An 11,928-nucleotide genomic window follows, 5' to 3' on the forward strand; every position below is an offset into this window, starting at 1 on the left:
TGCAAGCACAGATCGAGGCACTTGTCATGACGAATAATCTAGCAAAATTTGGAATGTTACAAACTAGCAATTGACGTTATCTATTAATAATAACCAGCAATTAGATTAAAAGTCAATTAGAAAATTAAGATTGGCTTAATAAAATTAAGAATATTGCTTAAGGAGCGATCAAGAATGGCAATCGAAGTAACGAGTGGTGCCGTGGTATACCGGCCCACGGACTGTGGAATTGAATATCTTTTATTGGAGAGTCAGAATAAGGGACACTTCTGGGGTTTCCCAAAGGGCCATGTTGAAGGGGACGAGACCTTGAAGGAAACTGCTGAACGGGAGATTCGTGAGGAAACCCAGCTGGTTTTGCCGATCGACACGAGTTTCCATGTTTACACTGAATACGACCTGCCAAATGGCAACCGTAAGCAGATGACCCTCTATACCGCCAACCTGACTGAGCGTGAAGATATTCACCTTCAAGCTGAGGAGATCAAGAACTGCGGCTGGTTCAACTACCAGGACGCCCGGGAACGGCTGACCTACGACAATCTTAAGCAGCTGCTCGACCAGGTCAACGATCATCTGACGAAGTAATGATGAATAAGAAGCATGTTTTTATTATCTGTGGGGCGGCGGGCTCCGGGAAGACGACGGTGGCTAACTACCTGTGCGAACACCACCACATGCACCGGGTGATCACCCACACGACCCGCCAGCCGCGGCCGGGTGAACAGGACGGGGTTGACTATCACTTTGAGGACGCTGCCTCCATGGCCCGCCTCCACCTATTGGAAAAGGTGACTTACGATGGTGCCCAGTATGGTTCATCCTACGAGGGCCTGCAAGAGGGCTGGCAGCAGGGACAGGATTGTGTGATTGTCCTGGATACTGCCGGCGCGCGGACCTATCACCAGAAACTGGGAGACCAGGCGGTGATTATTTTCCTGACGGTTTCCCAGCTGACGGTGCTTGCTAAGCGGATGACGCAGCGTGGCGACCAGCACACTGCCATTGAGTCGCGCCTGCACAGCAAGGAATACCGGCGGGACTTGAACCTGCCATCGGAGCTCGCGGGAATCGCTCATGTGATTACTAACGATCAATGGGCAGCGACCTGCCAGCAACTGGATCAGCTGGTCGGCAAAATTCTGGCAGCTCCAGGTCAGAAATGCTAGAATTGAACAACTGGATTGGAGGAGTAATTGTGCAGGAATTGGTTGAACGGGCCCAGGAGGTCCTAAAAAGAAATCATCTGCGCTGGACGAAGCAGCGCAAGATGATGATCATGGCGGTCGCTGACGACCCAACCCGTTACATTGACATTACCGGTGTCGACCAGTACCTGCGTCAAGACTACCCAGGGCTCAGTCATAATACGATTTATCGTAACTTCAAGGAATTTGAGGAGTTGGGAATTGTCGAGTTGCGTCAGCACAATGACCAGATGCAGGTCAAGTATTGCTGTGATTCGGTTCATCACCACCACTTCATTTGTGACCGGTGCGGCCGTGTCCAGGAGATTAAGATGATGCCAATTGATGATGCTTTCTTTGAAAAACAGCTGCCGGGAATTAAGATCACCGGTCATAGTTTTGAATTGCACGGGATTTGCGCTCGGTGTCGTGCTAAGGAACTGAATAAAAAATAATCTTCACTTTTCCTTAACACTTTTTAGGATAAAAGAGTGTATGATATTAGCTGAGAAAAGGAGAAAAGTAATATGGCAGGAAAGATTCCACCTTTAGTAACCCCCTTTGCCCTGGTATCACTAGTTTTGGCGCTGGGGGCAACCAACGTGGTTGTAAACAAGACTACTCATACTAATGAAGGGGCCAAGGTTAGCCGGGTTTCTTCGCAGCGGCGGCCAGATGAGTCCTTACCAGATGACAGCCAGAAGGTTTCAAAGAGTTCTAGTCGTGATGATGATGACGATGCCAGCAGCAGTTCTGCTCAGCAGCGTAATAATAACAATAACGACAATGATAATCAGGCCACACGGACGAGCAACGCTGATAACGATGACCGGGGAGACAATACGCAAACAAACGAAAATACTACCCGGTCGACTGGAAATACCAACCAGGGGAATGATCAGAGTACCAGCGGCAATCGTTCGACCGGCAACACTGGCGGCACACAAAGCAACAGTGGCGGCGGCAATATCAGCCAAGGAACAACCGGCAATACTGGCGGTACTACGACCACGCAGAGCAATAACCAATAGGAGGTGTTGAATTAATATGTTTAGTTTTCTTGATATGATTAATTCATCACTGAGCTACTTCAACTTGGACGCTAAGCTGAAGAGTCGGATTTACATCGGAATTGCGGCCCTGGGTGACATCTACCTGGTGTACGTAACTTTTCGTCTATTCATGAACCATGTCTGGTTGCGGGCTTTTCTCTACCTCTTGGCAATGGTTGCGATCACTTACTTCCTTTACCTTAACTTTGTTTTCTATTTTCTTGGCAAGACCTCACAGCTGGACTTCTTGTCCCCGCGCTTTGCCAAGATCACCGGGCAGAAGTTTGAAACTGGCAACAACACGCAGTCGTCATTCAAGGCGCAACAGCAGCTTGCCCAGGAACTGGCCAATAATTCTAATGGCGTGTTCAATGGCGCGGACACCATCCCTGCGGTAGTGGCGATTGACGACCATGAACAACGCAATCTCCAGGCAGTGGTCGACAATCTCTTGGAACAGGGGATCTTCGTCAACGACTACAGCGGCCTCAGCGATCAGGATATTGTTGAACAGTATGCGCAAACCAACCAACCAGTGCCGGCCCTAAATGCCCGTTCGGTCCCGCCATACTTTGAACTGGTTCATGATCCGATTCGGCATCGGCTGGAGATCTACATCGGGATGAATCAGATGGAGCGGCGTGCAGTTGGTCACATTGTCAAGATCGGCCTGACTGATGCCTCGACGGCTCACCATCGCTACCGGATTTATCTGGCAAACCTGGCGGTGGTCGGCGGCCCTAACAAAATCCCGGGGCGGCGGGGTTCAACCATCATGACGACCGCCGATTACGGGTTGAATGCCCAGGTTGCTTACCGCGAACGGCAAAAATAATAATAGCAAATTTATCTAGCAGCTTATTTGTCATTAAATGGCAGATAGGCTGTTTTTCTTTTATAAAAAAGGTGATACAAGGGGCGCAAAAACACAATTACCCTTTGTAATCGTTTTCGCGATGTGATATTATACACAACGTTAATTTAGTAAAGCGGTTTGCTAAAACGTTAAACTAAAAAATACTATTTGGAGGATTGATTTGCAATGAAGAAAACCGGAATCATTAACTCAGAGATTTCCGCGGTTGTTGCCAACATGGGCCACATGGACTGGCTCTCAATCGGTGACGCCGGAATGCCGGTACCGTTTGGAACCAAGAAGATTGACCTGGCCCTTGACAAGGAGCTGCCAAGCTTCATCGACGTTTTGAAGAACGTCCTGAAGGAAATGAAGGTGCAGAAGATCTACCTGGCTGACGAGATCAAGGATCAAAACCCTGATCAATTGGCCGCCATCAAGGAACTGCTGCCAGACGTTGAAGTTGCTTTTGTTCCCCACAGCCAGCTGAAGAAGGATCTGGCCAAGACCCACGCCTTCATCCGGACTGGTGAAATGACGCCATACTCCAACATCATCTTGGAATCCGGCGTAACGTTCTAGGAGGTCACTCATGGATAAAGCAAAACACCAAAGTTGGGAACAGCTGCCAAACGGTTACCTTAGCCGGACGCCAATGTTCCAATTCGTTATCTTATGTCTGATCTTCCCATTGTGGGGGGCTGCCGCTAGTCTGAACGATATCCTGATCACCCAGTTCAAGACGGTTTTCACCCTGAACGATACGGCCACGGCCTTTGTTCAGAGTGCCTTCTACGGTGGTTACTTCCTGATGGCTATTCCAGCCTCAATCCTGATCAAGAAGACATCCTACAAGCTTGCTATTTTAACTGGTTTGTTATTCTACATCATCGGTTGTGGGATGTTCTTCCCGGCTTCACATGTGGCCACTTACAGCATGTTCCTGGCGGCTATCTTCGCTATTGCGATCGGTCTGAGTTTCCTGGAAACCAGCTGTGATACTTATGCCACGATGTTCGGTCCCCAGGCCACGGCCAATAAGCGACTGAACGTAGCCAACGTGCTGATCCCACTTGGGGACATCATGGGGATTGTCCTCGGTAAGTACCTGATCTTCGGTGAAGGTGGCAACATTGCCGACAAGGTTGCCAAGATGTCCAAGGCTGAAGCAGAGGCTTACAACCAGCACTTGCTGCAACTGACTCTGCGGCCATACAAGTACATTCTGATCGTCCTGATCATTATCTTCATTGTCTTAGCCGTTACTAAGATGCCACGGGCTAAGGCACTGTCCACCGGCTCTGCGGAAGCACAGCCAAAGCTTGGCGAAACCTTCAACTACCTCTTCCACAACAAGCGGTACATGAAGGGGGTTCTGTGCCAGTTCATCTACGCCGGGATGCAGACCACGGTTTGGTCCTTCACCATCCGGTTGGCCCTGCGGCTGGACTCCCACATTTCCGATGCCGCCGCATCAACTTTCATGATCTACAGTTACATCGCTTGGTTCTTCGGTAAGCTGGTTGCCAACTGGTTCCTGAACCGTTACTCCATCACCAAGGTATTGACCTGGTTCTCCCTGTTGGGAACGATCTCTCTGATCGTAACCTTCACGGTGCCGAACCTGACTGCCGTTATCGCTGCCATCACGACCAGTTTCTTCTTCGGTCCAGAATGGCCAACGATTTACGCCCACACCCTGGATCAGATCCACGAAAAGAAGTACACCGAAACTGGTGGGGCCTTCATCGTGATGTCACTGATCGGTGGGGCCATCATCCCTGCTGTTCAGGGACGGGTATCCGACCTGAGTGGTTCAATGCAGTTCTCATTCATCGTGCCAGCAATCTGCTTTGCCCTGATCACCCTTTACTTCTGGACAGAGCACCGTTGGGAAAAGCAACACCCTAATGAAGTTCACGATGGTGAATAATCCTAATTGAAATATATAAAAAGAACACTGTTCTGGAAGATTTTCCCTCCGCAGAGCAGTGTTCTTTTTGGTTATTAATATGATATTTACTTACGTTCCTTGAACTCGCCCTCAACGACGCCATCATCCTTGTCGTCGGCATCAGGCATAATCAGTCCGGCAACCAGGTAGATCAGGCCGACCGGGAAGAAGCCGGTCATAACCAGAAGGACGAGGACGATCAGCCGAACCACGGTCGGGTCAACGTGCAAGTAGTTAGCAAGGCCACCACAGACCCCGAGGAAGACCTTGTTCTTGGACTTAGTTAATTTCTTCTTCATAGTCGAAACCTCCAATCTAGACGACATCTGCAACTGCCTTAATTATATCATTTCTTTAGGCAAAGTACTCGTAACGCAACTGGAAGTGTTCAGGGTGCCCCGGCCGCAACGCAATATCACCAAATTGTGGGTGGTGCGGGGCGTCCGGCAGGGTTTGACCTTCGAGGGCGATGGCAAACCAGCTGCCAGCGGGACGGTTGTAGTCGTCGACCTTGAGCCCGTTGGCAGTGTAAACCACCAGACTGTTGCGGTCAGAATACATCTTGATCTTCCGGCCCGTGGCGGCATCCATCAATACGGCGACCGGTTCGTGGGCCAGCCGGTTGCTTGGCAGGACCACGAAGGTATCGTCAAAGCCGCCTTCTGGATTGTGTTCCTCTTGCAGGTGTTGGAGAGCGGTCCCCAGGACAGTTGGGTAGCGGAAGTCGTACGGGGTGTTCTTGTTAAGAATCTTCTTTCCCGTCGGCAATTTCTCGTTGTCCAGCTGCAAGTGGTACTTGGAGTTGAGCGTCAGAACGTGGCCCTGGATCGTCTTGGCCTCACCAGACAGGTTCCAGTAGGTGTGGCTGGTAGGGTTGAAGAGGGTCTTCGCGTCGGTCTGGCCGTCGAAGTCGATGGTGACGCTGTTGTCATTGGCCAGGGTGTAAGTAACCTTGACGTCTTCCTTGCCTGGGAAGTGGTCGGTGGTCGTATCGATACTGGTAGTCAGGATGGCTTGCAGCTTGTCGCCATCCTGCTTAGTTTCGACCTGGTAGAACTGCTGAGCAAGACCGTTGGCACCGCCGTGGAGAAGATTGTCGCCTTCGTTAGTTGGGACACTGTACGACTGCCCATCAATATCAAAGTTGCCGCCAGCAATTCGGCCAGCAACCCGGCCGACGATCCGCCCGGCGTAGAGGCTGCCGTGTTCGATGTAGGGATCGAAGGTATCGGCGGCGAGGAGGAGGTTGACGCGGCCGCCACGGGTATTAGGAACCATGTAGGCCTGCCAAATCCCCGCGAAGTTGAGGACACTGATGCTGACATTGTTATCATTGGTCAGGGTGTACTTCATGACATCCTGGTTGCGGTATTCACCGAATTTTTCCGTTGCAATCTTCATGATCAAACGCCTCCTGCATATTTGCTTTCACTTGCGATTGTAGCATATTCCCTGGGATATCCATTGCAATTTGGCCAATTCTAATCTAAATATAGGATTTTTATGCATATTGGGACAAAAAGATTAGATACTCATTTTAATAAACAATCACCCAATTCTCGACACAATTTTGAACCATTGTCTTATCCGAAAACAAACATTCTTAAAAAGCTCTGTTGTTGAATATTAGAACGTTATATAGTATTTATGATGAAAACGTAACAGAAGGGAGGAATAGTTGATGCGTGTTACACGGACAGTTCGGGATTTTCAAAATGCCCTGCTGGTTTTGCTGGAAAGCAACTCATTTGACCACTTGACGGTCGACCAGATCTGTAAAGAGGCCCTGCTGCACCGGAGCAGCTTTTACCGTTACTTCAATGACAAGTACGACCTGTTGGAGCAGACACTGAAGACCAAGGTGGTGCAGATTGTTGATAATGGCGATTCCGAGGACGACATTCTTAAGCAATTTATTATTTATATTAATCAACACCGGAATGTGGTCCGGCACTTGGCAGCCAGCGATTCGCACAGTTCGCTTTACTCCGAAATGCTGCAGATTCTGACGCAGATCTTCTTGGAGCGGCGCGAACAGGAGAGCAAGGATCCGGTTATCCAGGCCCTGCAGAAGACGGACAATCCGGAACTATTGGCTTACACACTGAGCGGCTCAATCTTAGGTGCCTTCCACTGGTGGCAAAGCAAGAACTATGATGTGCCCGTTGAAGAGATTATCAGCTTCGCACGGGAGACCGTTCACGCCCTTTCGGAGCAACAGTAAGCAACTAAATAATTCGAGGTGAAAAGAAAAATGTGGGAAATGATCAAGCAGGAGTTTAAGAACATCTACCACAATAAAGTCCTGCTGGTTTCGACCCTGGTGATCTGTGTGATCCCCTTTCTGTACAGTATCTTCTTCCTGAAGTCCGTATGGGACCCCTATGGGAATACGCAAGACTTGCCAGTCGCGGTTGTCAATAAAGACATCCCGGTTGAATATCAAGGACGCAAGATGGATGTTGGTGACCAGACGATCAAGAACCTGAAGACCAACCACGCGCTGAAGTGGGAATTTGTTTCCGCTAAGAAGGCCCAGGACGGTCTGAAGGGGCGGAAGTACTACACGGTGGTTACCATCCCAAAGAACTTCTCCAAGAACGCCACAACGGTGCTGGATAAGCATCCGAAGACGATGAAGCTGAAGTATGAGACCAACGACTCACTGAACATGATCGGTGAGGTTATTTCCCAGATGGGGATGCAACAGCTGAACACCAAGATCCGGGCATCGGTTACTAACGCCTATGCCTCCGCTATGTTCAAGGAACTCCACGTGGTCGGCAAGGGGATGAACCGTGCCGCCAACGGGGCTAAACAGCTGGACAGCGGAATCGTGACCCTGAACGACGGGGTTAACCAATACGTTGCTGGGGTCAGCCAAGTCAACAATGGTGTCCAGGAGATGCGTGTCAAGGTGGCTCCGCTGACTGCGGGTGCTACCCAACTGGCCAGTGGTAGTCAGACCCTGGCCAACGGGATCCAGCAGTATACCGGTGGGGTCGGCATGCTCGGCGCCGGGGTCAGCCAGCTGGTTGCCAATTCCGGTGCTTTGAACAGTGGTGCCAGCCAGCTTCAATCTGGTGTTGGCCAGTTTGCCGGCGGGGTTAACCAACTGAATGCCGGTCTGGAGACCCTGGATAGCAATGGTGCTGCGCTTCGTCAAGGCGGCGCTCAGCTTGCTGGCGGGGCTGGGCAACTAGCAACTGGTGCTAATACATTGGCAAATGGAATTGCTGGTGGAACTAGTCAGCTTGCTAATGGTGCTAATACAATCAATAGTCAGGTAACCAGTTCTCTTAGTGGAATCAATACAGAGGGAATTATGGGAGCCTTGAACCAGGCTGATCAGATGAAGGGGAGCATTGCCCAGCTAAGCGGCGCCCTGAGTCAGGCTAAGACATCATTGGGACAAGCTTCCGCAGCTGCCGGTGAACTTCAGGGAGCTGGAAGTGCCATCAGCAGTGCCCAGAGTGAGCTTGGCAAACTGAGTGGTGTTGCCGGCAACGATGCCAAGATTGCTTCTACTGCTGCCGCCCTTGCTGGAAGCACAAGTGACAACAATATTAAGGGACAGCTGCAAGAGATTGCCGGAATGGCCAAGTCCAACGCGGAGACCATTCAAGGCATGTCTGGGGCCCTGCAACAGATGAGTGCCCTCAGCGGTAGCCTTAACAAACTCCAATCCCAGTTGGGCAACCTGAGTAACATGTCTGGAACCCTTGACCAGGCCAACCAAGTTTTGAATCAAGCTAACCAATTGCTTACTCAGCTTGACGGCTACAAGGGAACCATTGCTGGATTACCAGGCCAGATCAAGGCCCTGCAAGATGGGACCGCTCAACTGGCAGCCGGTGCCAACCAGCTTAATAGTCAGGCTACGGCCGGTGCTAACCAGTTGAATTCTGGTGCTAGCCAGCTGCAATCTGGTGCGCAACGTGCTCAAGCTGGTATCAACCAGTACACGGCCGGTGTCCACACTGCTGCCGCAGGTGCTGGTCAATTAGCTGCCAATACTGGTGCCCTGCAATCCGGTGCTAACCAGCTTGCCGGCGGGGTTCGTCAGTACACGAACGGTGTCGGTCAACTTGGCAGCGGGATCAGTCAGCTGAACGCTAACAGCGGTCAGTTGAACTCTGGTGCTATGCAACTGGCCGGCGCGCTGGGGCAGCTCAACAACCAGATTCCAACCCTGGTTGCCGGGGTTAACCAGTTAGCCGCCGGAACCCAACAGCTTCAGGACAATTCGCCAGCCCTGATCTCCGGGATTGCCCAGTTGAATGCCGGTGCTGGTCGCCTGGCTTCTTCGCTGGGCAAGGGGGCTAAGGCCATCAACGGTATCAAGCCGACTGCCCGGACAGCTAAGATGTTTGCTGAACCAACGAAGCTGCAACACAAGAACTACAGTTACGTACCGAACTACGGTCACGCCCTGGCGCCTTACGTTCTGTCTGTTGCCCTCTACGTTGGGATGCTGGTCTTCAACTTCGTCTACCCAATTCGGCGGATCGCGGCACCGGGCAAGTCCGCAACTGCTTGGTGGGGTAGTAAGGTTGTGATCGGTAGTACCGCCGCAATCGCCATGGCCGTGGTAGAAGATGCAATCATGATGGCCTGTGGTCTGAATGTTGACCACGTCCCATCCTTCTTCCTCACCACGATCTGCTTCGGGTTAGCCTCGATGGCGATTGTGATGTTCCTGTCGATGACCTTCGATAACCCTGGTCGTTTCCTGGCCATGGTTCTGCTGATGTTGCAACTTGGTGGTTCTGGTGGGACCTTCCCAATGGAAGTTACCATGAAGTTCTACAACGTGATCCACTGGTTCTTGCCGATGACTTACTCCATCCAAGGGTTGCGGCAGTCAATCAGTAGTGGTTTGGGACAGCACTACGCTATGTTCTGCAATTCCGTCCTGTTAGGGATCGCGGTGGTCTTCTTCCTCTTGCTGTGGGCTTCAATGATCGGGATTCGTTCCCATACATTCAACCTCTTCCCACGGATTGACAAGAACCAGAAGTTCCTCGATAAGATGGAAAACGATGGCGGAATCCAGTCTGATGAGGATAACAAGTAATTAATGAAGCGCTCGTTGCCGCAATGGTAACGGGCATTTTTGTGTCTTATGCCAGCACTTATTGGGCAATCTTTATAGTGACGGCTGATAAGTTCAGTGTTATCCTATTAATGTAAGAGTTTTCATAAAAAGGAATGAGTATTATGAAGATTATCATGTACGGCACTGGAAACGCCGAACGAAAATATGTTAAGGAATAGATGGAGGAGACCGGCAACGAGGTCAAGATGGTGACTGAGCAGCTCAATGCCCAGACCGTTGATGAGGCGCAGGGCTTTGATGGAATCTCAACCCAGCAGACGAAACCGCTGGGCGGCCCGGCCCTGTACAAGAAGCTGGCGGCAATGGGGATCAAGCAGATTTCAACGCGGACAGCTGGCTTTGACATGTTCGACCTGAATGCTTGCCGGGACAATGGAATCACAGTGACCAACGTAACTGTCTACTCGCCGCGGGCCATCGCGGAAATGGGCCTGACCCACGCGATGTACCTCCTGCGGCGTATCGGCGATTATACCAGCCGGATGGAAGAAGGGGACTTCCGCTGGAACCCTGAGCTGATCAGCAACGAGATCTATAACCAGACGGTCGGCATCATCGGCCTGGGCAATATCGGTGGGGCCACTGCCCAGATCTACAAGGCCCTCGGTGCCCGGGTTTTGGCCTATGATCCGAACAAGAACGTCGAGTACGCACCATACGTTGAATACACCGACCTCGACACGATCATCAAGACTGCCGACATTATTTCCCTGCATACGCCGCTGTTGCCAAGTACGAAGAATATGCTGGCGGCACCACAGTTTGCGGCGATGAAGAATAACGCCATTGTCATCAACATGGCCCGGGGTGCGCTGATCAACACCGCTGACCTGATTGACGCCCTCAAGAACAAGGAGATCGCTGGGGCTGGTTTGGATACCCTGGCGGACGAGACCGGCTTCTTCAACCATGAGGTCGCTGTTGATGACCTGCCGGATGATTACAAGCAGCTCCAAACGCTGCCAAACGTTCTAATCACGCCGCACGTGGCCTTCTTCACCCAGACTTCCATTCGGAACATGGTGGAGATCAGCCTGAATGACGTCGTCAAAGTTGTTAACGGTCAACACTCACGCAACGAGGTCCGCCTATAAATAAGTAAAGCCATCGCAAACCGGTGCTCCTGGTTTGCGATGGCTTCTTTGTCGTTTAGAGCTGTCCTTGTCATCATTCTGGTGGTCCATGATCGAGGCGGTTGTGGCCTCGTCGACAGCCTGGCCTTCCACGATACCGTGTTCAAAGGTGTGCTGCTCACCAAGCTGGCAGATGTGTTCGACATCCTCGGTTACCTGGAGGGCACCGAGGTAGTCGCCTGCCGCGTTGCGGATGGCATAGTAGCGGATGAGCGTCCGGTGGCCGTCCATCACCTGGGACGATTCGACCATGTCCTTCTCTCCACTGTGAAGGAGGCTGAGGACCTTCTTGACCATGGGAACCACCTGCTTTGGATGGCAGCCCAGGACCGAGTGGTTGAGTCGCTCGTAGTCACGCCGGGGATTAGGGGAGTATCAGATGTACTGATCAGCGGCGTTGACGTAATCGAGTTCGTAGGGCATTGTCTTGAAGATTGCGTGGATATCTTCCAGGTTCACCCGGCCGGTGGGAAAATGGAAGAAACTGTCGGCTTGAAATGGAATATTTGTCATAATAGGATCCTCTTTTGAATTGAAGATAACGTTCTGTGAAAGTCAACCACCACGCCCTAAAGGACGTGGCTTGTGAGCAAACACCCTTCTGATGAGTGCTTGAACCACAATTTG

14 protein-coding genes are annotated in these 11,928 nt (G+C 51.2%); 10 read left to right on the forward strand and 4 right to left on the reverse strand.

Annotated features, from left to right (window positions below):
• The first annotated feature begins 174 nt into the window (after positions 1-174).
• The 7 genes from QOS10_RS08175 (at position 175) to fucP (ending at position 5,028) form a co-directional block, all read left to right on the forward strand.
• Complete coding sequence (locus QOS10_RS08175) at positions 175-588, forward strand: bis(5'-nucleosyl)-tetraphosphatase (protein WP_283594970.1); 414 nt, start codon at positions 175-177, stop codon at positions 586-588.
• Complete coding sequence (locus QOS10_RS08180) at positions 588-1,169, forward strand: guanylate kinase (protein ID WP_283594971.1); 582 nt, start codon at positions 588-590, stop codon at positions 1,167-1,169. Before QOS10_RS08175 ends, QOS10_RS08180 begins: the two co-directional genes overlap by 1 nt.
• Before the next feature lie 29 nt (positions 1,170-1,198).
• Positions 1,199-1,642, forward strand: coding sequence for a Fur family transcriptional regulator (locus QOS10_RS08185; RefSeq protein WP_283594973.1), 444 nt, complete (start codon positions 1,199-1,201; stop codon positions 1,640-1,642).
• A gap of 72 nt (positions 1,643-1,714) precedes the next feature.
• Positions 1,715-2,218 carry a hypothetical protein gene (locus QOS10_RS08190; protein WP_283594974.1) on the forward strand — a complete coding sequence of 168 codons (504 nt, stop codon included), beginning with the start codon at positions 1,715-1,717 and terminating at the stop codon, positions 2,216-2,218.
• 16 nt (positions 2,219-2,234) lie between these two features.
• On the forward strand, positions 2,235-3,074 hold the full coding sequence (locus QOS10_RS08195) for a DUF6681 family protein (protein ID WP_283594975.1): 840 nt from the start codon (positions 2,235-2,237) through the stop codon (positions 3,072-3,074).
• Between the two features lie 207 nt (positions 3,075-3,281).
• On the forward strand, positions 3,282-3,677 hold the full coding sequence (gene rbsD / locus QOS10_RS08200; RefSeq protein ID WP_104688871.1) for a D-ribose pyranase: 396 nt from the start codon (positions 3,282-3,284) through the stop codon (positions 3,675-3,677).
• Positions 3,678-3,687: 10 nt separating this feature from the next.
• Entirely contained in the window at positions 3,688-5,028 is a 1,341-nt protein-coding gene (fucP, locus tag QOS10_RS08205; protein WP_283594976.1) for an L-fucose:H+ symporter permease, read from the forward strand.
• Positions 5,029-5,114: 86 nt separating this feature from the next.
• On the opposite strand, the gene QOS10_RS08210 is transcribed toward fucP, so the two are convergent.
• Both QOS10_RS08210 and QOS10_RS08215 read right to left on the reverse strand, forming a co-directional pair.
• Positions 5,115-5,348 (reverse strand): PspC domain-containing protein, encoded by a 234-nt coding sequence (locus tag QOS10_RS08210; RefSeq protein ID WP_283594978.1) that lies wholly within the window; start codon positions 5,346-5,348, stop codon positions 5,115-5,117.
• 55 nt (positions 5,349-5,403) lie between these two features.
• A complete protein-coding gene (locus tag QOS10_RS08215; protein WP_283594979.1) occupies positions 5,404-6,450 on the reverse strand; it encodes an aldose epimerase family protein in 1,047 nt (348 codons plus the stop codon).
• A 280-nt stretch (positions 6,451-6,730) separates the two neighbouring features.
• On the opposite strand from QOS10_RS08215, the gene QOS10_RS08220 reads away from it, so the two are divergent.
• From QOS10_RS08220 to QOS10_RS08230, 3 genes are all read left to right on the forward strand, one after another.
• Positions 6,731-7,273 (forward strand): TetR/AcrR family transcriptional regulator, encoded by a 543-nt coding sequence (locus QOS10_RS08220; protein WP_283594980.1) that lies wholly within the window; start codon positions 6,731-6,733, stop codon positions 7,271-7,273.
• 30 nt (positions 7,274-7,303) lie between these two features.
• Positions 7,304-10,126: a YhgE/Pip domain-containing protein gene (locus tag QOS10_RS08225; protein WP_283594981.1), complete on the forward strand. Its 2,823-nt coding sequence runs from the start codon at positions 7,304-7,306 to the stop codon at positions 10,124-10,126.
• Positions 10,127-10,326: 200 nt separating this feature from the next.
• The gene (locus QOS10_RS08230; protein ID WP_283594983.1) at positions 10,327-11,262 is read left to right on the forward strand and encodes a D-2-hydroxyacid dehydrogenase; all 936 of its coding nucleotides are present in this window, start codon (positions 10,327-10,329) and stop codon (positions 11,260-11,262) included.
• Here the strand turns inward: QOS10_RS08230 and QOS10_RS08235 are convergent.
• Together QOS10_RS08235 and QOS10_RS08240 are read right to left on the reverse strand one after the other, a co-directional pair.
• Complete coding sequence (locus QOS10_RS08235) at positions 11,257-11,628, reverse strand: PAS domain-containing protein (protein ID WP_283594987.1); 372 nt, start codon at positions 11,626-11,628, stop codon at positions 11,257-11,259. The genes QOS10_RS08230 and QOS10_RS08235 overlap by 6 nt on opposite strands.
• A gap of 48 nt (positions 11,629-11,676) precedes the next feature.
• Positions 11,677-11,814: a hypothetical protein gene (locus QOS10_RS08240; protein WP_283594985.1), complete on the reverse strand. Its 138-nt coding sequence runs from the start codon at positions 11,812-11,814 to the stop codon at positions 11,677-11,679.
• Positions 11,815-11,928: the final 114 nt, after the last annotated feature.

This window comes from Limosilactobacillus galli, from assembly GCF_947381495.1.
GTDB lineage: Bacteria > Bacillota > Bacilli > Lactobacillales > Lactobacillaceae > Limosilactobacillus > Limosilactobacillus galli.